Source organism: Pseudomonas sp. IT-P395 (assembly GCF_949767675.1).
Lineage (GTDB): Bacteria > Pseudomonadota > Gammaproteobacteria > Pseudomonadales > Pseudomonadaceae > Aquipseudomonas.
The window spans coordinates 353,873-377,234 of sequence record NZ_CATKPW010000011.1; the positions used below are offsets into that span (position 1 = coordinate 353,873).

20 protein-coding genes are annotated in these 23,362 nt (G+C 59.9%); 13 read left to right on the forward strand and 7 right to left on the reverse strand.

Annotation, left to right across the window (positions count from 1 at the left end; translation table 11 throughout):
* Nucleotides 1-4: 4 nt before the first annotated feature.
* From ACM6IN_RS10275 to gloB, 4 genes are all read right to left on the reverse strand, one after another.
* Nucleotides 5-1,846 (reverse strand): extracellular solute-binding protein, encoded by a 1,842-nt coding sequence (locus tag ACM6IN_RS10275; protein WP_414915922.1) that lies wholly within the window; start codon nucleotides 1,844-1,846, stop codon nucleotides 5-7.
* On the reverse strand, nucleotides 1,843-3,675 hold the full coding sequence (locus ACM6IN_RS10280; RefSeq protein ID WP_414915923.1) for an extracellular solute-binding protein: 1,833 nt from the start codon (nucleotides 3,673-3,675) through the stop codon (nucleotides 1,843-1,845). The genes ACM6IN_RS10275 and ACM6IN_RS10280 overlap by 4 nt, the downstream gene beginning before the upstream one ends.
* Before the next feature lie 437 nt (nucleotides 3,676-4,112).
* Entirely contained in the window at nucleotides 4,113-5,576 is a 1,464-nt protein-coding gene (locus ACM6IN_RS10285) for a transglycosylase SLT domain-containing protein (protein ID WP_007910577.1), read from the reverse strand.
* Between the two features lie 99 nt (nucleotides 5,577-5,675).
* Nucleotides 5,676-6,443, reverse strand: a complete 768-nt coding sequence (gloB, locus tag ACM6IN_RS10290; RefSeq protein WP_414915924.1) for a hydroxyacylglutathione hydrolase — start codon at nucleotides 6,441-6,443, stop codon at nucleotides 5,676-5,678.
* Nucleotides 6,444-6,509: 66 nt separating this feature from the next.
* Here gloB and ACM6IN_RS10295 point away from each other — a divergent pair, with 66 nt between their 5' ends.
* The 5 genes from ACM6IN_RS10295 (at nucleotide 6,510) to ACM6IN_RS10315 (ending at nucleotide 11,872) form a co-directional block, all read left to right on the forward strand.
* A complete protein-coding gene (locus ACM6IN_RS10295; protein ID WP_007910573.1) occupies nucleotides 6,510-7,268 on the forward strand; it encodes a class I SAM-dependent methyltransferase in 759 nt (252 codons plus the stop codon).
* A gap of 90 nt (nucleotides 7,269-7,358) precedes the next feature.
* Nucleotides 7,359-7,829: a ribonuclease HI gene (gene rnhA / locus ACM6IN_RS10300; protein WP_007910572.1), complete on the forward strand. Its 471-nt coding sequence runs from the start codon at nucleotides 7,359-7,361 to the stop codon at nucleotides 7,827-7,829.
* A 210-nt stretch (nucleotides 7,830-8,039) separates the two neighbouring features.
* Nucleotides 8,040-8,798: a DNA polymerase III subunit epsilon gene (gene dnaQ / locus ACM6IN_RS10305; RefSeq protein WP_007910571.1), complete on the forward strand. Its 759-nt coding sequence runs from the start codon at nucleotides 8,040-8,042 to the stop codon at nucleotides 8,796-8,798.
* Nucleotides 8,799-8,987: 189 nt separating this feature from the next.
* Nucleotides 8,988-11,243: an Orn/Lys/Arg decarboxylase N-terminal domain-containing protein gene (locus ACM6IN_RS10310; RefSeq protein WP_095111848.1), complete on the forward strand. Its 2,256-nt coding sequence runs from the start codon at nucleotides 8,988-8,990 to the stop codon at nucleotides 11,241-11,243.
* Between the two features lie 14 nt (nucleotides 11,244-11,257).
* The gene (locus ACM6IN_RS10315) at nucleotides 11,258-11,872 is read left to right on the forward strand and encodes a GNAT family N-acetyltransferase (protein WP_007910569.1); all 615 of its coding nucleotides are present in this window, start codon (nucleotides 11,258-11,260) and stop codon (nucleotides 11,870-11,872) included.
* Here ACM6IN_RS10315 and ACM6IN_RS10320 read toward each other — a convergent pair.
* Together ACM6IN_RS10320 and ACM6IN_RS10325 are read right to left on the reverse strand one after the other, a co-directional pair.
* A complete protein-coding gene (locus ACM6IN_RS10320) occupies nucleotides 11,838-12,731 on the reverse strand; it encodes a LysR family transcriptional regulator (protein WP_414915925.1) in 894 nt (297 codons plus the stop codon). The genes ACM6IN_RS10315 and ACM6IN_RS10320 overlap by 35 nt on opposite strands.
* An 85-nt stretch (nucleotides 12,732-12,816) precedes the next feature.
* A complete protein-coding gene (locus tag ACM6IN_RS10325; protein ID WP_007910567.1) occupies nucleotides 12,817-13,047 on the reverse strand; it encodes a hypothetical protein in 231 nt (76 codons plus the stop codon).
* Between the two features lie 184 nt (nucleotides 13,048-13,231).
* Here ACM6IN_RS10325 and ACM6IN_RS10330 point away from each other — a divergent pair, with 184 nt between their 5' ends.
* Entirely contained in the window at nucleotides 13,232-13,789 is a 558-nt protein-coding gene (locus tag ACM6IN_RS10330) for an NADPH-dependent FMN reductase (protein ID WP_108226072.1), read from the forward strand.
* 153 nt (nucleotides 13,790-13,942) lie between these two features.
* A complete protein-coding gene (locus ACM6IN_RS10335; protein ID WP_116029626.1) occupies nucleotides 13,943-15,226 on the forward strand; it encodes an arsenic transporter in 1,284 nt (427 codons plus the stop codon).
* A gap of 393 nt (nucleotides 15,227-15,619) precedes the next feature.
* Here the strand turns inward: ACM6IN_RS10335 and ACM6IN_RS10340 are convergent, their stop codons facing one another.
* The gene (locus ACM6IN_RS10340) at nucleotides 15,620-16,570 is read right to left on the reverse strand and encodes a DUF1853 family protein (RefSeq protein ID WP_414915926.1); all 951 of its coding nucleotides are present in this window, start codon (nucleotides 16,568-16,570) and stop codon (nucleotides 15,620-15,622) included.
* Nucleotides 16,571-16,685: 115 nt separating this feature from the next.
* On the opposite strand from ACM6IN_RS10340, the gene ACM6IN_RS10345 reads away from it, so the two are divergent.
* Genes ACM6IN_RS10345 through pepN form a run of 6 tightly spaced genes read left to right on the forward strand, consistent with a single transcriptional unit; the run spans nucleotide 16,686 to nucleotide 23,202 of the window.
* On the forward strand, nucleotides 16,686-17,576 hold the full coding sequence (locus tag ACM6IN_RS10345) for an NAD(+) kinase (protein WP_003224174.1): 891 nt from the start codon (nucleotides 16,686-16,688) through the stop codon (nucleotides 17,574-17,576).
* Nucleotides 17,576-18,547 (forward strand): metallophosphoesterase, encoded by a 972-nt coding sequence (locus ACM6IN_RS10350; protein ID WP_007919225.1) that lies wholly within the window; start codon nucleotides 17,576-17,578, stop codon nucleotides 18,545-18,547. Before ACM6IN_RS10345 ends, ACM6IN_RS10350 begins: the two co-directional genes overlap by 1 nt.
* Nucleotides 18,544-19,413 carry a rhomboid family intramembrane serine protease gene (locus tag ACM6IN_RS10355; protein ID WP_095111852.1) on the forward strand — a complete coding sequence of 290 codons (870 nt, stop codon included), beginning with the start codon at nucleotides 18,544-18,546 and terminating at the stop codon, nucleotides 19,411-19,413. Before ACM6IN_RS10350 ends, ACM6IN_RS10355 begins: the two co-directional genes overlap by 4 nt.
* A 33-nt stretch (nucleotides 19,414-19,446) precedes the next feature.
* On the forward strand, nucleotides 19,447-19,707 hold the full coding sequence (locus ACM6IN_RS10360) for a YeaC family protein (RefSeq protein ID WP_007919229.1): 261 nt from the start codon (nucleotides 19,447-19,449) through the stop codon (nucleotides 19,705-19,707).
* On the forward strand, nucleotides 19,704-20,534 hold the full coding sequence (locus ACM6IN_RS10365; RefSeq protein ID WP_007919231.1) for a DUF2797 domain-containing protein: 831 nt from the start codon (nucleotides 19,704-19,706) through the stop codon (nucleotides 20,532-20,534). Before ACM6IN_RS10360 ends, ACM6IN_RS10365 begins: the two co-directional genes overlap by 4 nt.
* Before the next feature lie 10 nt (nucleotides 20,535-20,544).
* Nucleotides 20,545-23,202 carry an aminopeptidase N gene (gene pepN, locus ACM6IN_RS10370; protein ID WP_414893685.1) on the forward strand — a complete coding sequence of 886 codons (2,658 nt, stop codon included), beginning with the start codon at nucleotides 20,545-20,547 and terminating at the stop codon, nucleotides 23,200-23,202.
* Nucleotides 23,203-23,362 lie beyond the last annotated feature (160 nt).

The window sequence follows — 23,362 nt, forward strand, 5'->3', positions numbered from 1 at the left end:
CTGATTACTCCGTGCCCGCAGGGTCGGCTTGCAGTTTGGTTTCGACTTCTATGGCAGGTTTCGCGTCAGGTTTGACCCACCAGGTGTTAATCCCGATGTCGTACTTGGGCGAGACCCTCGGGTGACCGATGTGATTCCAGTAAGCCACGCGCCAGGTCTTGATGTGCCAGTTGGGGATCACGTAGTAACCCCATTGCAGCACACGATCCAGCGCACGGGCATGGGCCACCAGGCTTTTGCGCGAGTCGGCGTTGATGAGGTTCTCGACCAGTTGATCGACGATCGGGTCTTTCAAACCCAAGGAATTGCGGCTGCTCGGTTTGTCGGCGGCGGCGCTCATCCAGTATTCGCGCTGCTCGTTACCCGGTGAGTTGGACTGCGGGAAGCTGCCGACCATCATGTCGAAATCCCGCGAACGTACGCGGTTGATGTACTGCGAAACGTCGACGCGGCGGATCACCAGATCGATGCCGAGGTCGCTGAGGTTGCGCTTGAATGGCAGCAATACGCGCTCGAATTCGGTCTGCGCAAGGAGGAATTCGATGACCACCGGTTTGCCGGTGGCGTCGACCATTTTGTCGTCGACGATCTTCCAGCCAGCCTCTTGCAGCAGTTGATAGGCCTCGCGCTGTTGGGTGCGGATCATGCCGCTGGCGTCGGTCTTCGGGTTTTCGAACGCCTCACTGAACACCTGTGCCGGCAGCTTGCTGCGGAACGGCTCAAGGATCGCCCGCTGATCGGCGTCGGGCAGGCCGGTGGCGGCCATTTCCGAGTTCTCGAAATAGCTGCGGGTACGGAAATAGGCGCCGTTGAACAGTTGCTTGTTGGTCCATTCGAAGTCGAACAACAGGCCGAGCGCCTGGCGCACGCGCACGTCCTGAAACACTGGACGGCGCAAGTTGTAAACGAAGCCCTGCATGCCGGTCGGGTTGCTGTTGGCGATCTGTTCCTTGATCAAGCGGCCCTCGGTGACCGCCGGAATGTTGTAAGCGTTGGCCCAGTTTTTCGCGGTCATTTCCAGCCAGTAATCGAACTGCCCGGCCTTCAACGCTTCGAGGGCGACGGTGTTGTCGCGGTAGTAATCGGTGGTCATCGTGTCGAAGTTATAGAAACCACGATTGACCGGCAGGTCCTTGCCCCAGTAATCCTTGACCCGCTCGTAGCGCACCGAGCGCCCGGCCTTTACTTCGGCGACCTTGTACGGGCCGCTGCCCAGCGGGATTTCCAGATTGCCCTTGTTGAAGTCGCGATCGGCCCACCAGTGTTTTGGCAGCACCGGCAACTGGCCGAGGATCAGCGGCAACTCGCGGTTGTTGCTGTGTTTGAACTTGAACAGCACCTTGAGCGGGTCTTCAGCGATGACTTCGGAGACGTCGCTGTAGTAGCCGCGAAACATCGGCGAGCCTTCCTTGGTCAGCGTGTTGAAGCTGAACACTACGTCATCGGCGCGCACCGGGTGGCCGTCATGAAAACGGGCTTCGGGGCGCAGGTAGAAACGTACCCAGCTGTTGTCCGGGGCCTTTTCGATTTTGCCGGCGATCAGGCCGTATTCGGTAAAGGGCTCATCGAGGCTGTGCTTGGTCAGGGTGTCGTAGATCTGCCCGATATCATCGGCGGGCACGCCTTTGCTGATAAACGGGTTGAGGCTGTCGAAGCCACCAAAACCGGCCTGACGAAAGATGCCGCCCTTCGGCGCGTCCGGGTTTACGTAATCAAACTGTTTGAAATCGGCCGGGTATTTCGGCGGCTCGTTGTACAGGGTCACGGCGTGTTGCGGGGCGGCCAAGGCCAGCCCGGCGAACAGCAGGCCGCTGGCCTGGACGAGCAGGGCGCGGATAGGGTTCATCGATCTTTCTCCGAAGACTTCAGCCACCACGCGCTCAGGCCCAGGGTGTAGGGCGGCGTGGTAACAAAGGCCAACCGGTTGCGGTAGGCCAGGCGGTGATAATTCAGATACCAGTTGGGAATGCTGTAGTGCTGCCAGAGCAGCACGCGGTCGAGCGCCTTGCCGGCGGCGACCTGTTCGTCGCGGGTGCGCGCGGCGAGCAGTTGTTCGAGCAGGTGATCGACCACCGGGTTGGCGATGCCTGCGTAATTCTTGCTGCCCTTGACGTTCACCTGACTGGAGTGGAAGTACTGCCACTGCTCAAGACCCGGGCTTAGGGTCTGGTTGAGCGTCATCGAGATCATGTCGAAATCAAATTGATCGAGGCGCTGCTTGTACTGCGCCCGATCCACGGTGCGCAGGCGCGCGTCGATGCCGATGCTGTTGAGATTCTCGATGTAGGGCTGGTACAGGCGCTCGAGGTTCGGATTGACCAGCAGCAGTTCGAACCGCAGCGGTTGGCCGCTAGCGTTTTGCAGACGCTGACCGTTGAGCTTCCAGCCGGCTTCAGCGAGCAATGCCAAGGCTTTGCGCATGGTTTCCCGCGGGATGCCGCGACCGTCGGTTTTTGGCAAGGTAAACGGCTCGGTGAACAGCTTGGCCGGCAGTTGTTCCTTGTACGGTTTGAGCATCAGCCATTCATGCCCGACCGGCAGGCCGGAGGTTGTGAATTCACTGTTGGGGTAGTAGCTGGTGGTGCGTTTGTAGGCATCGCTGAACAGCGCGCGATTGGTCCACTCGAAGTCGAACATCAGGCCCAGCGCTTCGCGGGTCTTTACGTCGGCGAACGTCGCGCGGCGGGTGTTCATGAACAGGCCCTGACTCTGGGTCGGGATCTGATGCGGGATCTGCGCCTTGATCACATCGCCACGGCGCACGGCAGGGAAGTTGTAGCCGTTGGCCCAATTCTTCGCCTGATGCTCGATGTAGATGTCGAACTCGCCAGCCTTGAACGCTTCGAAGGCCACGTCGCTGTCGCGGTAAAACTCGACTTCCATGCGATCGAAGTTGTACTTGCCGCGATTGACCGCCAGGTCCTTGCCCCAGTAATCCTTGACCCGCTCGAAGATCAACTGCCGGCCCGGCGTCACCGAAGTGATGCGATAGGGGCCGCTGCCCAGTGGCGGTTCGAAGGTGGTGGCCTTGAAGTCGCGGTCTTTCCAGTAATGCTGCGGCAGCACCGGCAATTCGCCGAGGCGCAGAATCAACAGCGGATTGCCGGAGCGCTTGAGCACGAAGCGAATGCGCTGTTTGTTGAGAATGTCGACCCGCAGCACTTCCTGCAACGCGGTGCGGTACAGCGGATGGCCGTCCTTGAGCAGCGTTCGATAGGAGAACGCTACGTCGTAGGCGGTGATCGGCGTGCCATCGTGAAAACGCGCCTCGGGACGCAGATTGAAGACGACCCAGCTGCGATCTTCGCTGTACTCCACCGATTGCGCGATCAAGCCGTAACTCGACGCCGGTTCGTCGCCGGACGGCGAATACTGGCCGGTGCCGACCATCAACGGCTCGTTCAGCTCGTTGATGCCGTACTGGAGGAAATTCGCTGTGGTGACCGGGCTGGTGCCCTTGAAGGTGTAAGGGTTGACCGTATCGAAGGTGCCGAACGCCATCACCCGCAACGTACCGCCCTTGGGCGCTTGCGGGTTGACCCAGTCGAAGTGGGTAAATCTGGCCGGGTACTTGAGCGTGCCGAACTGCGCATAACCGTGACTTTCGGTAATCGTCGCGCTTGCGGTTGAGCTCAAGGCCAGGCTGATCAGGAGCAGGAGGAGGGCACGCTTCAAGTCAGATCCGATCCAGGCGGCTTGGGCTTTGTGGGCCGTACAGTAACAGCTTGTCTGGACAGGAAAAAGATGCGGGTTAATGCGGGGTTAATCGTTTGCGCGAAGAGACCCTCACCCTAACCCTCTCCCAGGGGGAGAGGGGACTGACCGAGTTGTTTCTTCGAGCTACGCCGACCTGAAAATGCCGAGCCGAAGTCACGTTTGAAAAGCCCCTCACCCTAACCCTCTCCCGGAGGGAGAGGGGACTGACTGTGGTGTCTAGGCGAATTGCACCGACGTGCGATATCGAGCTGAACTCAGATTTTGAAAAGCCCCCGATCGGCTCCCTTTCCCCCTCTACCCCTTGGGGGAGAGGGCTGGGGTGAGGGGGATCGATCTAAAGCACGCCACAAAATCCGAACCAAAAAAAAGCCCCTGAAAATTCAGGGGCTCGTCTGTCAGTGCGGCTGATAAACCGTGAGCATCTGCCCCGGCTTCAACGCCTTGCCCGCACCCGGATTCCAGCGCTTGAGATGCTGCATCTCAACGTTGAAGCGCTTGGCTACCACGTACAGCGTATCGCCGCGTTTGACCTTGTACTGAGTCTGCTGCGCGCTGTCGTCCTTGCCTTTGCTCTTGCTGTTGGCCGCAATCACCGTGTTCACACGGCCGGACTTGCGAGCCGGAGCACGCTTGGTGGTGTCCTGCATGACCAGAGTCTGGCCAACTTTGAGGTTCTTGCCGGTCAGCTTGTTCCAGCGTTGCAGATCCTTGACTTCGACCTTGTTGGCCTTGGCGATGGAGCCAAGGTTGTCGCCACGCTTCACGCGATAAGCCCGCTTGAGCTTGGCCACTTCCGATGGGTCAGCACCCTCGAACACTGGCTTCAGCGAACGCGGGCTGATCAGTTCGTCAGGCCGCATGGTCTGCAAACTGGCGGTCAGCAATTGCGCCTTCGACGTTGGCACCAGCAAATGCTGAGGGCCATCGATGGTGGTGCGTTGCTTGAAGGCCGGGTTGAGCTGGAACAGTTCGTCTTCGTCGATGTTGGCAACCGCGGCGACTTTGGACAAATCCATGCGCTGGTTGATTTCGACGACCTGGAAGTACGGTTCGTTGGCAATCGGGTTGAGGTTCACGCCGTAAGCTTCCGGCGCCAGCACCACTTGCGACAGTGCCAGCAACTTCGGCACGTACGCCTGAGTTTCCGCCGGCAGCGGCAGGTTCCAGTAATCGGTGGGCAGGCCAAGCTTTTCGTTGCGTTCGATCGCGCGGCTGACCGTGCCTTCGCCGGCGTTATATGCCGCCAGGGCCAGCAACCAGTCACCGTTGAACATGTCGTGCAGACGGGTCAGGTAATCCATCGCTGCCGTGGTCGAAGCGGTGATATCGCGACGGCCATCATAGAAGCGGGTCTGACGCAGGTTGAAGTAACGCCCGGTGGACGGAATGAATTGCCACAGACCCACCGCATCGGCCCGCGAATAGGCCATCGGGTTATAGGCGCTTTCAATCACTGGCAGCAGGGCCAGTTCCAGCGGCATGTTGCGTTCTTCGAGGCGTTCGACGATGTAGTGAATATAGAGACTGCCGCGTTCGCCGGCGTTCTCGAGGAAAGAGGGATTGCTGGCGAACCACAGGCGCTGTTGCTCGATGCGCGGGTTGACGCCGAGGCCTTCCTGCAGCTGAAAGCCTTGGCGCATGCGTTCCCAGATGTCCTGGGGAACCTGTGGGCTGGGCTTTTCGGTCAGCCAGATCGGCTTCTGCTTGGCTCGCGCAGCAATGTTCGGCGTATGGGTCGCTTCAGTCTGCGGAGCATGGCTGGAACAGCCCGCCAGCGTGGCGGACACAGCCACCGCGATGGCTTGCGCCAGGCGGGTCAATGCGTCTGAATTGACGGACTTACGTATGGATGACGACATTGGCTGGAAGTAAGTTCCGGGCAAAAATGTCGGGGGATTCTAGAAAGCGCACCCCCCTAGGTCAACCATTCAGAATTTTTGTACCAAGCGGCGGGGTACTTAGAACTTATCTTTCCAGGCCCGCAGAGCCGCAAATACCTCACTCGGCGCCCGGTTTTGAGCGCCTGCCCGTTCGTCCACTTTTTGTGTAACTAATGTTTCAGTGGTGCGCAAAAACGGGTTTGTGAGCTTTTCCAGGGCGAGCGTCGAGGGCAGGGTCATCACACCGTTTTGCCGATGCTGGGTGACTTTTTCCAGACGGGCGGTAATGTCCGGGTTCGTCGGTTCGACGGCGGCGGCAAACTTGAGATTGCTCAGAGTGTATTCATGCGTGCAGTAGACCAGCGTATCTTCCGGTAACGCTGCAAGGCGGCTGAGAGAATGGTGCATTTGCTCCGGCGTGCCCTCGAACAGGCGACCGCAACCGGCGGCGAACAGGGTGTCGCCGCAGAACAGCAGGCCGTGGTGGTAATAGGCAATGTGTCCCAGGGTGTGACCGGGCACCGCATAGACGTCGAAGTCCCAGCCGAGCACGCTGACCGTGTCGTTGTCCTTGAGCGCCACATCGCGCCCCGGAATGTTTTCGCTGGCCGGGCCGTAGACCTTGGCGCCGGTCGCCGCTTTCAGGCGTTCGACGCCGCCGACGTGATCATGATGGTGGTGGGTGATCAGAATGTCGCTCAACACCCAGCCCGGGTGCGCTGCAAGCCATGCCTGTACCGGCGCGGCATCGCCCGGATCGACCACCGCGCAGCGCTGGGTGCGGTGATCCTGTAACAACCAGATGTAGTTGTCGGTGAACGCGGGCAGGGCACTGATCTGTATCATCGTCGGAATTCGCCAAGCGGAAAACATTGGCGCATCTTAGTAGTTCCTGGCGCTTTGGAGAATGCGATGAGTGATAAAGCGTTCGCACAGGCTGATCCTGACTGGCTGGCCCTGATCGGTGCAGCCCGTGAATGGCTGTCCGGCCCGCTCGGGCAATTTCTGCTCGATGAAGAGCGGCGCATGCTCGAAGACGAGTTGGGCCGGTTCTTTGGCGGTTATCTGGTGCATTACGGCCCCTCGGCCGAAACCCCGCCGGCGGCGCCGCAAGTGCAGCGCAATGTGCGCCTCGGTGCGCCGTTGCCGGGGGTCGAGATTGTCTGCGAAGAGCAAGCCTGGCCGCTGAGCGAGCATGCCGCCGATGTGGTGGTGATGCAGCACGGCCTGGATTTCTGCCTGTCGCCCCACGGTTTGCTGCGTGAAGCAGCGAGCAGCGTGCGCCCCGGCGGGCATTTGCTGATCATAGGTATCAACCCGTGGAGCACCTGGGGTCTGCGCCATGTTTTCGCCCACGACGCCTTGCGTCAGGCGCGCTGCATCTCGCCGTCGCGGGTGGCCGACTGGCTCAATCTGCTGGGCTTTGCGCTGGAGAAACGCCGCTTCGGGTGCTATCGTCCGCCGCTCGCGTCACCCAAGTGGCAGGCCCGTCTGGCCGGCTGGGAACGCAAGGCCGGTGACTGGCAGCTGTCGGGCGGTGGCTTCTATTTATTGGTCGCGCGCAAGATCGTCGTGGGGCTCAGGCCGTTGCGGCAGGAACGTCGCGAGCCGATGGGCAAGCTGATTCCGCTGCCGATGGCCAAGGTCAACCGCCGTCGCATCGAACCGTAAACCTTCTTTTATTTGTGGCCGGGCTTGTCCCGGCCTCGGTCATTGTCGATCCGTGATCGGCAAGACAGGCATTTTTCTGGATAGAGTGGCATGAGCGAAAGCGTTGAAAGCGTCGACACCGTAGAACTGTTCACTGACGGCGCCTGCAAAGGCAATCCCGGCCCGGGCGGCTGGGGCGCCTTGCTGGTGTGCAAGGGCGTCGAAAAGGAGCTGTGGGGCGGCGAAGCCAACACCACCAACAACCGCATGGAACTGCTCGGCGCGATCCGTGGCCTCGAAGCCTTGAAGCGTCCGTGCGAAGTGCTGCTGGTGACCGACTCGCAATACGTGATGAAGGGCATCAACGAGTGGATGGCCAACTGGAAAAAACGTGGCTGGAAAACCGCCGCGAAAGAGCCGGTGAAGAACGCTGATCTGTGGAAAGAGCTGGACGAGCAGGTCAACCGCCACAAAGTCACCTGGAAATGGGTGCGTGGGCACATTGGTCATCACGGTAACGAGCGGGCTGACCAGTTGGCTAACCGTGGTGTCGACGAAGTGCGCGGTTACAAGCAGAGCTGATTTTGCCGTTACACCGTGGCACGGCCTTCGCGAGCAGGCTCGCTCCCACAGGGAAATGCATTCCAGATCTGATGCCCTAAGTTGGAATGCATTCCAATGTGGGAGCGAGCCTGCTCGCGAATGGGACGCCACGGTCTGACTGAAACACCCCACCGAGCGTGTTAACATCCGCGTTTTTTGCAAGATCGACCCGTTGAGAGCTGAACACTGATGGCCACCAGATCCGTTGTACTCGATACCGAAACCACCGGCATGCCGGTGACCGATGGTCACCGGATCATTGAAATCGGCTGTGTCGAACTGATCGGCCGACGCCTGACGGGCCGGCATTTTCACGTTTATCTGCAGCCGGATCGCGAGAGTGATGAAGGCGCCATCGGCGTTCACGGCATCACCAACGAGTTCCTGGTCGGCAAGCCACGCTTTGCCGAAGTCGCCGATGAGTTTTTCGAGTTCATCAAAGGCGCGCAGCTGATCATCCACAACGCGGCGTTCGACGTTGGCTTCATCAACAACGAATTCGCCTTGATGGGCCAGCAGGATCGCGCTGACATCACCCAGCACTGCTCGATCCTCGACACCCTGATGATGGCCCGGGAACGTCACCCGGGGCAGCGCAACAGCCTCGATGCGTTGTGCAAACGTTATGGCGTCGACAACTCCGGCCGTGAATTGCACGGCGCTTTGCTCGACTCGGAGATTCTCGCCGACGTCTACCTGACCATGACCGGTGGCCAGACCAGTCTGTCGCTGGCGGGTAATGCGTCTGACGGCAATGGCACTGGCGATGGTGCGGACAACTCGGCGACCGAGATTCGTCGTTTGCCGGCGGATCGCCAGCCAGCGCGAATCATTCGTGCGACGGAAGAGGAGCTGGCGGCGCATCTGGTGCGGTTGGAGATCATTGCCAAGTCTGCCGGTGGCCCGGCGTTATGGACGCAGATCGCCGAAGCCGACGCCCAAGCCTGAAGATCAAAAGATCGCAGCCTGCGGCAGCTCTTACATTGGAATGCAATCCCCTGTAGGAGCTGCCGAAGGCTGCGATCTTTTGTTTTTGGCGCCATGAAGCCAACTGGCCACCCTCGCCACTTTCGCTGCAACCCTCTACCCTGAGTGCATTGGCCGATTCAATTCTGCCGCCTCGGGACACTGAGCCTCATGTACAAAGATTTGAAGTTTCCGGTGTTGATCGTCCATCGCGACATCAAGGCCGACACGGTCGCGGGTGACCGTATCCGTGGCATCGCCCGGGAGTTGGAGCAGGAAGGTTTCAATATCGTTTCGGCCATCGACTACACCGAAGGGCGGTTGGTGGCATCGACTCACCATGGCCTCGCGTGCATGCTGATTGCCGCCGAGGACGCCAGCACTAACTCGCATCTGTTGCAGAACATGGCCGAACTGATCGGTCTTGCACGGGTGCGTGCGCCGGATCTGCCGATCTTCGCCCTCGGTGAGCAGGTCACCCTGGAAAATGCCCCGGCCGATGCCATGGCCGAGCTCAATCAATTGCGCGGCATTCTCTATCTGTTCGAGGACACCGTGCCGTTTCTGGCGCGGCAAGTGGCGCGGGCGGCGCGCAAGTATCTGGATGGCTTGCTGCCGCCGTTTTTCAAGGCGCTGGTGCAGCATACGGCGGACTCCAATTATTCCTGGCACACTCCCGGCCATGGCGGCGGCGTGGCGTATCACAAGAGTCCGGTGGGGCAGGCGTTCCATCAGTTCTTCGGTGAAAACACCCTGCGTTCGGATTTGTCGGTGTCGGTGCCGGAACTCGGTTCTCTGCTCGATCACACCGGGCCACTGGCCGAAGCGGAAGCGCGGGCGGCGCGCAATTTCGGCGCCGATCACACCTTTTTCGTGATCAATGGCACCTCGACCGCCAACAAGATTGTCTGGCACTCGATGGTCGGGCGCGATGATCTGGTGCTGGTCGATCGCAACTGCCACAAGTCGGTGTTGCACGCCATCATCATGACCGGCGCCATTCCGTTGTACCTGTGCCCGGAGCGCAATGAGCTGGGGATTATCGGGCCGATTCCGCTGAGCGAATTCAGCCGCGAATCGATTCAAGCGAAGATCGATGCCAGCCCGCTGACCAAGGGCCGCACAGCGAAAGTCAAACTCGCCGTGGTCACCAACTCGACCTACGATGGCCTCTGTTACAACGCCGAGTTGATCAAGCAAAGCCTCGGCAACAGCGTCGAAGTGCTGCATTTCGATGAAGCCTGGTACGCCTACGCGGCGTTTCATGAATTCTTCACCGGGCGCTACGGCATGGCCACCTCGCGCAGCGAAGACAGCCCGCTGGTATTCACCACGCATTCCACGCACAAACTGCTGGCGGCGTTCAGTCAGGCGTCGATGATTCATGTGCAGGACGGCGGCGCGCGTCAACTCGACCGCGACCGTTTCAATGAAGCGTTCATGATGCACATTTCGACCTCGCCGCAGTACAGCATCATCGCTTCGCTGGACGTGGCCTCGGCGATGATGGAAGGCCCGGCCGGGCGTTCGCTGTTGCAGGAAACCTTCGACGAAGCCCTGAGCTTTCGTCGCGCGCTGGCCAATCTGCGCCAGCACATTGCCGCCGATGACTGGTGGTTTTCGATCTGGCAGCCGCCGGGTGTCGAAGGCATTGATCGCGTGCAGACCGAGGACTGGCTGCTGCAACCGGATGCCGATTGGCATGGTTTCGGCGAAGTCAGTGACGATTACGTGTTGCTCGATCCGATCAAGGTCACCCTCGTCATGCCGGGGCTCAATGCCGGTGGCGCGCTGAGCGAGAAGGGCATCCCGGCGGCGGTGGTCAGCAAGTTTCTTTGGGAGCGCGGCCTGGTGGTGGAGAAGACCGGGCTGTATTCGTTCCTTGTGCTGTTCTCGATGGGCATTACCAAAGGCAAATGGAGCACGCTGCTCACCGAACTGCTGGAGTTCAAGCGCAGCTACGATGCGAATGTGCGCCTCGACACCTGCCTGCCGTGTGTGGCTCAGCAAGACACCGCGCGTTATCGCGGCATGGGCCTGCGCGATTTGTGCGATCAATTGCACGCCTGCTACCGCAGCAACGCCACAGCCAAACACCTCAAACGTATGTATACCGTGCTGCCGGAAATTGCCATGAAACCGGCCCACGCCTACGATCATCTGGTGCGCGGCGAAGTCGAAGCGGTGCCGATCGATGAGCTGGAAGGCAGGGTTGCGGCGGTCATGCTCGTACCGTATCCGCCGGGCATTCCGCTGATCATGCCCGGCGAACGCTTTACCGAATCGACCCGATCGATTATTGATTACCTGAAATTTGCTCGCACGTTCGATAGCAGCTTCCCCGGTTTTGTCGCGGATGTGCATGGATTGCAGCACGAAGATGAAGGCAATGGGCGGCAATACACCGTCGATTGCGTCAAGGAATGAGGACTTTTCCCAGTATGCAACCGGTCATGAATCCAAAATACCCAGGGCTGTCGGTGCGCGTCGCCGATGAAGGCTTTGCGCCGTATATCTGGGGCAGCGACTTCAGCTTCGAAGTCGCGGCCTATGGTGCCGCCGTGATTGGCCAGCCTGTGGAACAATGGCGGGTGACGCCGATCGTGCCGTACCGCAAGTGCTACGGCATCGATCCGGAGGAGTTCAGCGCTTTCCACAACGCGCCGGACAGCGCGATTTTCATGGCCTATCTCGACGATGAGCCGGTCGGCCATCTGGTGATCAGCACCAACTGGAACGGCTTCGCGCATATCGATGAACTGGCGGTGCATGCGCCGGCGCGCCGCCATGGTGTGGCCAAGGCCTTGCTGGATGTCGCGCAGTTCTGGAGCCGCAAGAAAAAGCTGCCGGGGATCATGCTGGAAACCCAGAACAACAACCTCGGCGCCTGTCGACTGTATGAGCGTTGCGGCTATGTGATCGGTGGTATCGACCAGTTGCGCTATCGCGGCATTGATCCGAACACCGCCGAAGTGGCGCTGTTCTGGTATCGATTATTCGATAACCCGTTGGAGAACCCGATCAGCTCGCCAGCATCGCCTCGGCTTGTTCCGTGAGGATCGCCAGTAATGTCTGAATCGCTGCCGACGGCGCGACGTGCTTGAAGGTCAGCGCGTAGACGCTGATCGGTACGGCCGGCGACAGCGGGCAGACATCCAGCCCGGCCGGGCGCGCGCCCAGTGCAGTGAACGGGTCGACGATGGCCAGGCCTTCACCGGCCTCGACCATGCTGCGCATCATCTGATGGGTTTGCACCCGCGTCTGCACGCTCGGCGCCGGGCGCAGCGCCTGGAGTTTGTTTTCCAGTGCCGGGCTCAACGGGTCCTGACCTTCGAGGCCGATCATGGCCTGACCGGCCAGATCCTGCAGGGAAATGTATTTCTGTTTCGGCTGCAACCAGCCATGGGGCGCGAGCAATTGCAGCTTGCCCTGGGCCAATGGCCGGCAATCAATGTCGGGGTGTTCGGGGTCGTGCAGGCTTAAACCGAGATCGCTCTCGCGCAGCAACAGGCTGCGGACAATGTCGCGAGTCGGCGCGCTGAACAGGCTGCACGGTGCGTCGGGCAGACGACGACGCAGGGCGGCGAGACTTTGTGGCAGTAATTGTTGCGCCAGCGGCGCAGTGCCGATGATGCGCAAAGGTGGGGCGAGGTATTGCCTGAGGCTGCTGGCCAGCCGTTGCACCGGCTCCAGCGCTTCATAAACGTGAGCGATTTCGACCTGCAACGCCCGCGCTTCGGGTGTCGATTGCAGGCGTCCGCGCACGCTGGCGAACAGCATGAACCCCAACTGACTCTCGGCTTCGCGCAAACGCTCTTCGACCTCGGCCACCGGCAACTGCAACCATTCGGCGGCGGTGCCCAGGTGACCGGTCTGCAAGAGCGCCTGAATCACTTCGATATGACGTAAACGCATGCGTGAAGTCCATGTTCAGCAGGTGGGGTCAGTGGCTGAATCCTACCCCAAGTCTGCGCATATGACTTCTGCTCATAACGGCCAGTTATGAAGCGACGGTTGGCTCGGGTTCACGCGTCAGGGTGATACCTGACTGGACCAGGAGAAACTCGTTCTCGCTGACCTTGTTCACGCGATCGCCAATCGCCAGTTTGTAAATCGGCTCCGAGCCAGTGGAACCGTCTGCCGACGGATTGGATTCCTGGAACTCATGCACGGAATAAACGCGGCCTTCCGCATCTCTTGCATGGAACTGACCGACGAGTACTGCTGCCATCTGCTTAGAACCTCTGGAGATAAAACGCTTGATTTGCGGCTTGGTAGACCGCCATCAAGGCCTGTAAGTTTTCCTACAGGAAAAAAATAATCAGCACGCAGGAATTTGCCCTTGTGTGCTGGTGGAATCGTCACCGGATCATCTATAACTACTCGCTCCTCCCACGGACCATCGAGAGTCTTCCATGAGCAATGTCTACAACGTCGCCGTAGTGGTCGGTAGCCTGCGCAAAGCATCGATCAATCGCAAAGTCGCCCTGGCACTGGCAGAACTGGCCCCGGCGAACCTAAAGCTTGAGATTGTCGAAATTGGCGATCTGCCACTGTATAACGAAGACATCGACGGTGATTCACCGCCGGCAGCCTACAGCACTTTCAGGCAAAAAGTGGCTTCATCCGACGCGGTGCTGTTTGTCACGCCCGAATACAACCGTTCAGTGCCAGCGCCGCTGAAGAATGCCATCGACGTCGGCTCGCGGCCTTATGGCAAGGCTGTCTGGAGTGGCAAACCGGGTGCAGTGATCAGTGTATCGCCCGGCGCTATCGGTGGTTTCGGCGCGAACCAGCATCTGCGCCAGTCGTTCGTCTTTCTCAATGTGCCGTGCATGCAGCAGCCGGAAGCGTACCTGGGCGGGGCAGGTTCGGCGTTTGATGAGGCGGGCAAGTTGAGTGAGTCGGTGAAACCTTTTCTGCAAAGCTTTATCAATGCGTACGGACAGTTCGTAGAGCAACACAAGAAGTAACCTGTACACGGAACAATGTAGGCCTTCGCCTGCTCGCGATAGCGGTGTGTCAGTCGACCAATTGGTAACTGACAGTCCGCTATCGCGAGCAGGCGAAGGCCTACAGGTTTTGTGTTGGCTTCATAACCCCATTTCAATTTAAGGCTGTTGCGGATGCTCGCTGCATCACTGATTTTCCTGCTGACCATTACCCTTGTCATCTGGCAACCCAAAGGCCTCGGCGTCGGCTGGAGTGCGACGCTTGGCGCCGTGCTGGCGCTGATCTTCGGCGTTGTGCACCTGAGCGATATCCCGCTGGTGTGGCAGATCATCTGGAACGCCACTGGCACTTTTGTCGCGCTGATCATCATCAGCCTGTTGCTCGACGAAGCCGGGTTTTTCAATTGGGCCGCGTTGCACGTGGCGCGTTGGGGGCGGGGCAGCGGGCGCAAGCTGTTTGCCTTTATGGTGCTGCTCGGCGCGCTGGTTTCAGCGCTGTTCGCCAATGACGGCGCGGCGCTGATCCTCACGCCGATCGTGATTTCGATGTTGCTGGCGCTACGGTTTTCTCCGGCCGCGACCTTGGCCTTTGTCATGGGCGCGGGTTTTATTGCGGACACGGCGAGCCTGCCGCTGGTGGTGTCGAACCTGGTCAACATTGTTTCGGCGGACTTCTTTCACATTGGCTTCAACCGCTACGCAGCGGTGATGGTGCCGGTGAACTTCGTCAGCGTCGCGGCAACGCTGGGTATGTTGCTGTGGTTCTTCCGCCGCGACATCCCAGCGGCGTACGACCCTGAGCAACTCGAACATCCCGAAACCGCGATCCACGATAAAGCCACGTTCTATGCCGGTTGGGCGGTGTTGGTGATTCTGCTGATCGGTTGCTTTGCGCTGGAGCCGCTGGGCATTCCGATCAGTGCGATTTCCGCCGTGTGCGCCGCGCTGTTGCTGGGCATCGCCGCCCGTGGCCACAAGATTTCCACGCGCAAGGTGATGAAGGAAGCGCCGTGGCAGATCGTGATTTTTTCGCTGGGCATGTATCTGGTGGTCTATGGCCTGCGCAATGCCGGGCTGACCGGGTATCTGGCCGGTTGGCTGGATGTCTTCGCAGGTCACGGCGTCTGGGGCGCGGCAATGGGCACGGGGGTGCTGACGGCGTTGCTGTCGTCGATCATGAATAACCTGCCGACGGTGTTGATTGGCTTGTTATCGATCGATGCGAGTCAGGCGAGCGGGGTGGTCAAGGAGGCGATGATCTATGCCAACGTGATTGGCAGCGATCTGGGGCCGAAGATCACGCCGATCGGCAGTCTGGCGACGTTGTTGTGGCTGCATGTGCTGGAGCGCAAGGGCATTCACATTGGCTGGGGGTATTACTTCCGGGTCGGGATTGTGTTGACGGTGCCGGTGTTGTTGGTGACGTTGGCGGCTTTGGCTGTGCGGCTGTCCCTTTAGACCGAGTCGGCCGCAATCGCTGGCAAGCCAGCTCCCACAGGGATCTTCTGTGTGCTCACTACCTGAGCCACACCACAAAGCCAGCTCCTATTAACTTTGTGGTGTGCTCACTACCTGAGTCGCACCACAAAGCCAGCTCCTATTAACTTTGTAGTGTGCTCACTACCTGAGCCACACCACAAAGCCAGCTCCTATTAACTTTGTGGTGTGCTCACTACCTGAGCCACACCACAAAGCCAGCTCCTATTAACTTTGCGGTGTGCTCACTACCTGAGTCGCACCACAAAGCCAGCTCCCATTAGCTTTGTGGTGTGTTCACTATCTGGGCCACAGCACAAAACCTGTGGGAGCTGGCTTGCCAGCGATGGGGCCGGTACAGGCGACACAAAAAAATCAGGCCTGGCCGGGTACATTCGGCCAAAGGTCGGACACCAGAAACAACCGCTCAGCCTCTTCCCATTGCCCTCGCACATTCTCGATCAGGCGTACCATCAACTGCGCCGGGGCCAGTGGCTCAAGATCCTCCAGCCACATCCGTAAATGCTCCAAAGTCCAGGTCTGATCCGCCGGATAATGCGCCGGCGCCAGCCAGGCATGGCGGGGCAGGGGTTGCCAGCGTCCGGCTGGACGTTGCGCGACAAACGCCGGCCAGTCCTTCTGATGCAACCAACTGCCGCGCAAATGCTGCGGATGCGCACCGTTCGGTGATTCAGCCTGCCCGGGCCACGGGTACAACAGATAACCGCCCAGCCACAGCTGCGCACTGAACACCTCGATGTCCAGCTTCGCCAATACTGCACGGCTTTCCGGGCGCGCCGAAATCGGCAACTGATGTTGCGCCAGATGCGCCAGCTTGCGGTCCAGCCGATCATGACAACCCGGCCCCAGCCATTGCGCCGGATCACGACCGTCACCATTTTGCGGCCCAAGGTAAAGCTTGATCGCCAGTTCCAGGTGATGCACGCCATCGCGATCACGCAGCAGCATGTCCAGCTCACCGAGGGTGTGGCCCTCACGGCGGATCGGCAGGTTGGCGGCGATCAATTCAATGCCCGGCGCATGCTGCACGGCAAACTGCCACAGACGCTCGTAATACAAGCCCAGCCGCCGCGTACGTGCCTGTGACAACCAATGCAGCAAGCCATAGCTGTCGTGATCAAGCTGGCGCAACCAGTGCTCCAGTCGCTCTGGATCGTGCACCCAGTCACTGCCCGCCAGCGGATGGCGCTGCGGCCACGGTGTGGTGGCAAGCATCGGCGGGGCGAGGATCACCCACGCCAGATCGCGCACTTCCGGATGGCGTAATTGGTGGGGCAACTGCAGCAAGTCGGGAAATAGGATCATCTTGCGAGCATAGCCGTAAACACGAGCACACCCTTGAGGCTGAAAGGATTTTGTCTAACCGGCGCTTTCGCCCATAATCGTGTTTTTCGCGTTTTCGATTGTCCGCAGAGGTCCCATGGAGCAATTTCGTAATATCGGCATCATCGGTCGCCTGGGCAGTTCCCAGGTGCTGGATACCGTCCGCCGACTGAAACGGTTTCTGCTCGATCGTCACCTGCATGTGATCCTCGAAGACACCATCGCTGAAGTGCTGCCGGGCCACGGCCTGCAAACCTCGTCGCGCAAGATGCTCGGCGAAGTCTGCGACATGGTCATCGTCGTCGGCGGTGACGGCAGCCTGCTCGGCGCCGCACGTGCGCTGGCCAAACACAATATTCCGGTGCTGGGGATCAACCGTGGCAGCCTCGGCTTCCTCACCGATATTCGCCCGGATGAGCTGGAAGTCGAAGTCGCCAAGGTGCTCGACGGCCACTATCTGGTGGAAAACCGCTTCCTGCTGCAAGCCGAAGTGCGCCGGCATGCCGAGGCCATTGGTCAGGGCGACGCGCTCAATGATGTGGTGCTGCACCCCGGCAAATCGACGCGGATGATCGAGTTCGAGTTGTACATCGACGGCCAGTTCGTCTGCAGCCAGAAGGCCGACGGCCTGATCGTCGCCACGCCGACCGGTTCCACCGCGTACGCGCTGTCCGCTGGTGGGCCGATCATGCATCCCAAGCTCGATGCCATTGTGATCGTGCCGATGTACCCCCATATGTTATCGAGCCGGCCAATTGTGGTCGATGGCAACAGTGAGCTGAAAATCGTCGTGTCGAAAAACATGCAGATTTACCCGCAAGTCTCCTGTGACGGGCAGAACCATTTCACCTGCGCGCCGGGCGACACCATCACCGTCAGCAAGAAAGCGCAGAAGCTGCGCTTGATTCATCCGCTCGACCATAACTACTACGAAGTCTGCCGCACCAAGCTCGGCTGGGGCAGCAAGCTGGGCGGTGGAGGCGACTGATGCTCGATCCCGCGCGCAGTTATGACCTGATTGGTGACGTGCACGGATGCGCCCTGACCCTCGAACACTTGCTTGACCGACTCGGTTATCACAAGCAGGGCGGGGTCTGGCGGCATCCATCGCGCATGGCCGTGTTCGTCGGCGACATCATCGACCGTGGCCCACGCATTCGCGAAGCGCTGCACATCGTCCACGACATGGTCGAGGCCGGTCAGGCCTTGTGCATCATGGGCAACCACGAATTCAACGCGCTGGGCTGGAGCACGCCGGCGCTACCGGGCAGCGGCAAGCAGTTCGTGCGTGAACACACGCCGCGCCATGCACGCCTGCTGCACGAAACCCTGACTCAATTCGAAGATCATCCTGGCGACTGGCATGATTTCCAGCGCTGGTTTTACGAGCTGCCGCTGTTTGTCGACGCCGGACGTTTCCGTGTTGTCCACGCTTGCTGGGATGCCGGACTGATCGAACCGTTGCGAGCGCTGTTCCCCAATGGCTGCATCGACGAACACTTCCTGCAGGCCTCGGCCGTGCCGGACAGCTTCGCCTGCACCGTGTTCGACCGTCTGCTGCGCGGCACTGACATGCGCCTGCCGGATGGCCTGACCATGACCAGCGGCGACGGTCTGGTGCGGTCGTTCTTCCGCACCAAGTTCTGGGAAGACGATCCGAAAACCTACGGCGATATCGTCTTCCAGCCGGATGCACTGCCGGATCCGGTGGCGCAGAAGCCGCTGACCTCCAGCGAAAAAAACAACCTGCTGCGCTACGGCGTCGACGAGCCGTTGCTGTTCGTCGGCCACTATTGGCGCAGCGGCAAACCGGCGCCGATCCGCCCGAACCTCGCGTGTCTGGATTACAGCGCGGTGCTCTACGGCAAACTGGTCGCCTATCGTCTGGATCAGGAAACCCGCCTCGATCCGCATAAATTTGTCTGGGTCGATGTCGAGCGGCCGGAGGTGCTGCAATGAGTGCGGTAGCGGTATTACGTCTGCCGTTGGCAGTGGACTTGAGCGGTTTCGTCAAACTGCTGCAACGTATGCAAGTGCCGCATCGGGTCAGCGAAGAGGCCGGCGAACAAGTGTTGTGGGCGCCGGCGGAAATCAGCGATGACGTGCGTTCACTCTACGAACGCTTCCCGGCTGGCGATCCCGATCAGCAAATGGACATTCCCGTCGCGCCGACCGTCAAGCGGCCGAGCTTTGCCGAGCAACTGAAATACGCCAAGGCCACGGGGTTCATCCTGTTGTTGTGCCTGATCGTTGGTGGATTGACGTACCTCGGTGAGAATCTGCAGACCCTGCGCTGGCTGACCTTCCTCGATTTTCAGGTGGTCGGCGAGTACATCCATTTCACACCGTTGGCCGACAGCCTGGCGGCAGGGCAGTGGTGGCGGCTGGTCACGCCGATGCTGATCCACTTCGGCATCCTCCACCTGGCCATGAACGGCATGTGGTACTGGGAGCTGGGCCGGCGTATCGAGTCGCGTCAGGGCAGCATTAACCTGATCGGCTTGACGCTGTTGTTCAGCCTCGTTTCCAACTACGCACAGTTTGTCTGGAGCGGCGCGACCTTGTTTGGCGGGCTGTCCGGCGTACTTTACGGTTTGCTCGGGCATTGCTGGATCTTCCAGCTGCTGTCGCCGAACCCCGCCTATCGCCTCCCGCGCGGCGTGCTGGTGATGATGCTGGTGTGGTTGCTGGTGTGCATGTCCGGGCTGATCTCGATGATCGGTTTCGGCGAAATCGCCAACGCTGCCCACGTCGGCGGGTTACTCATCGGATGCTTCACCGGTTTGTTGGGCGGTTTGTATAACCGCCGTAAACTGGCCGCCTAAAATTTTCTGTAGATAAAGAGCACGGAGACCCTGATGTCCTCTTTTAACGACATGATCAACAACATTACCCCGGACATCTACGAGAGCCTGAAGCTGGCCGTGGAAATCGGCAAATGGTCCGACGGTGGCAAACTCACCGCCGAACAGCGCGAGCTGTCGTTGCAGGCGATGATCGCCTGGGAAATCCAGAACCTGCCTGAAGACCAGCGCACCGGTTACATGGGCCCGCAGGAATGTGCCTCGAAGTCGATTGAAGTGCCGAACATCCTGTTCAAGTCGGATGCCATCCATTGATCGAGATTGGCCGCGGTGCAATCAGCAAAATGTCGGCGCGCCTGGACGGGCCGAACGTGCAATACGCGTTTCGTCTGGATGACGTCGAGGTGCCGGTCAACCCGTTGATCGGCACCACGGTGCGTCTGGAATACCTGGGGGCGATCCACTGCACCCATTGCGGGCGCAAGACCAAAACCAGTTTCAGTCAGGGCTATTGCTACCCGTGCATGACCAAACTGGCGCAGTGCGATCTGTGCATCATGAGCCCGGAGCGTTGCCACTATGACGCCGGCACCTGTCGCGATCCAGCGTGGGGCGAGCAGTTCTGCATGACCGATCACGTGGTTTACCTGTCCAATTCGTCGGGCATCAAGGTTGGCATTACTCGTGCTACGCAACTGCCGACTCGCTGGATCGATCAGGGTGCATGTCAGGCATTGCCGATCATGCGCGTCTCGACACGGCAGCAATCGGGCTTCGTTGAAGACCTGTTCCGCAGTCAGGTGGCTGACAAGACCAACTGGCGCGCGTTGCTCAAGGGTGATGCGGCGGCGGTCGATCTGGCGCAGGTACGTGACCAGTTATTCGAAAGCTGCGCCGAAGGCCTGCAAGGTTTGCAGGAGCGATTCGGCCTGCAGGCGATTCAGACCATTGCCGATGTCGAACCGCTGGAAATCCGCTACCCGGTCGAGCAATACCCGGCCAAAATCGTCAGCTTCAACCTGGACAAGAACCCGATTGCCGAAGGCACGCTGCTGGGGATCAAGGGCCAGTACCTGATCTTCGACACCGGCGTGATCAACATTCGCAAGTACACGGCCTATCAGCTCGCCGTGCATCAATAAGGACGCCAGCATGCGCACCGAACAACCGAAGATGATTTACCTGAAGGACTATCAGGCGCCCGAGTACCTGATCGACGAAACACACCTGACCTTCGAGTTGTTCGAGGATCACAGCCTGGTGCACGCGCAGTTGGTGATGCGCCGCAACCCGGCGCGTGGCCCGGGCCTGCCGCCGCTGGTACTCGATGGCCAGCAGCTGGAATTGTTGTCTGTGAGTCTGGCCGATCAGGCGCTGTCTGACGCCGACTACCAGCTGACCGAAAACCATCTGACTCTGCAACCGACCAGCGAAACCTTCACGCTCGACACCAGCGTCAAGATCCACCCGGAAACCAACACCGCACTGGAAGGCCTGTACAAGTCCGGCACGATGTTCTGCACCCAGTGCGAGGCCGAAGGTTTCCGCAAGATCACTTATTACCTCGACCGCCCGGACGTGATGAGCAAGTTCACCACCACCGTGGTCGCCGAACAGCACAGCTACCCGGTGCTGCTCTCCAACGGCAACCCGATTGCCTCGGGCCCGGGCGAAGACGGCCGGCACTGGGCTACGTGGGAAGACCCGTTCATGAAACCGGCGTACCTGTTTGCGCTGGTGGCCGGTGACTTGTGGTGCGTTGAAGACACCTTCACCACCATGACCCAGCGCAACGTCGCGCTGCGCATTTACGTCGAGCCGGAAAACATCGACAAGTGCCAGCACGCGATGAACAGCCTGAAGAAGTCGATGCGCTGGGACGAAGAGGTTTACGGTCGCGAGTACGATCTGGACATCTTCATGATCGTCGCGGTCAACGACTTCAACATGGGCGCGATGGAGAACAAGGGTCTCAACATCTTCAACTCCAGCGCCGTGCTGGCCCGCGCCGAAACCGCGACCGATGCTGCGCACCAGCGCGTTGAAGCGATCGTCGCTCACGAATACTTCCACAACTGGTCGGGCAATCGCGTGACCTGCCGCGACTGGTTCCAGCTGTCGCTGAAGGAAGGTTTCACGGTGTTCCGTGATTCCGGCTTCTCCGCCGACATGAACTCGGCCACGGTCAAGCGTATTCAAGACGTGGCTTACCTGCGCACCCACCAGTTCGCCGAAGATGCCGGCCCGATGGCCCACGCTGTGCGCCCGGACAGCTTTATCGAGATTTCCAACTTCTACACCCTGACCGTGTACGAGAAGGGTTCGGAAGTGGTCGGCATGATCCACACCTTGCTCGGCGCCGAAGGCTTCCGTAAGGGCAGCGATCTGTACTTCGAGCGCCATGACGGTCAAGCGGTGACCTGCGACGACTTCATCAAGGCGATGGAAGATGCCAACGGTGTCGATCTGACCCAGTTCAAGCGCTGGTACAGCCAGGCCGGCACGCCGCGTCTGGCGGTTAGCGAGTCGTACGACGCCGCCGCGAAAACCTACAGCCTGACCTTCCGCCAGAGCTGCCCGGAAACCCCGGATAAAGTTGAAAAACTGCCGTTCGTGATTCCGGTCGAACTCGGCCTGCTCGACAGCCAGGGCAACGAGATTGCCCTGCGTCTGGCTGGCGAATCATCGGCGCAAGGCACTACTCGCGTGATCTCGGTGACTGAAGCCGAGCAGACTTTCACCTTCGTTGATATCGCTGCACAGCCGCTGCCATCGCTGCTGCGCGGCTTCTCGGCGCCGGTGAAACTGAGCTTCCCGTACAACCGCGATCAACTGATGTTCCTGATGCAGCACGACAGCGACGGCTTCAACCGCTGGGATGCCGGTCAGCAACTGTCGGTGCAGGTCCTGCAAGAGTTGATCGGCCAGCAGCAGAAGGGCGAGAGTCTGAAGCTTGATCCGCGTCTGGTGTCGGCGCTGAAAACCGTGCTGTCCGATGAGTCGCTGGATCAGGCGATGGTTGCGGAAATGCTCTCGCTGCCGGGTGAGGCCTATCTGACCGAAATCAGCGAAGTGGCGGATGTCGAGGCGATTCACACCGCTCGCGAATTTGCCCGCAAGCAACTGGCGGACAGTTTGTTCGAGGCGCTGTGGCTGCGTTATCAGGCCAACCGTGACCTGTCGAAGAAAACCCCGTATGTGGCCGAAGCCGAGCATTTCGCTCGTCGCGCGCTGCAGAATATTGCGCTGTCGTACCTGATGCTCAGCGGCAAGCCGGAAGTATTGGCAGCGGCGCTGGAGCAGTTCGAGAGCGCCGACAACATGACCGAGCGCTTGACGGCGCTGGCGGTGTTGGTCAACTCGCCGTTCGAAGAGCAGAAAGCGCTGGCACTGGCCAGTTTCGCCGAGCACTTCAAGGACAACCCGCTGGTCATGGATCAGTGGTTCAGCGTGCAGGCCGGCAGCACTTTGCCAGGCGGTCTGGAGCGCGTGAAAGCGTTGATGCAGCACCCGGCGTTCAACATCAAGAACCCGAACAAGGTGCGTGCGCTGGTCGGTGCGTTTGCCGGGCAGAACCTGATCAACTTCCACGCGGCGGACGGTTCCGGTTATCGCTTCCTCGCGGATCTGGTGATCGAGCTGAACGGCTTCAACCCACAGATTGCTTCTCGGCAATTGGCGCCGCTGACTCGGTGGCGTAAATACGACGGTGCGCGGCAGGCGCTGATGAAGGCTGAGCTGGAGCGGATTCGGGCGTCGGGGCAGTTGTCGAGTGATGTGTATGAGGTGGTGAGCAAAAGTCTGGCTTGATGGTGTAGCGGAGTCGGTGTTCCAGCTGTGGACCGGCCCTCACCCTAACCCTCTCCCAGTGGGAGAGGGGACTGACCGAGGTGTCTTTGCGCTATACGCCGACCTGAAAGTCCGGAGTCGAACTCAGATTCTGAAACAGATCAAAAGCCCCTCACCCTAG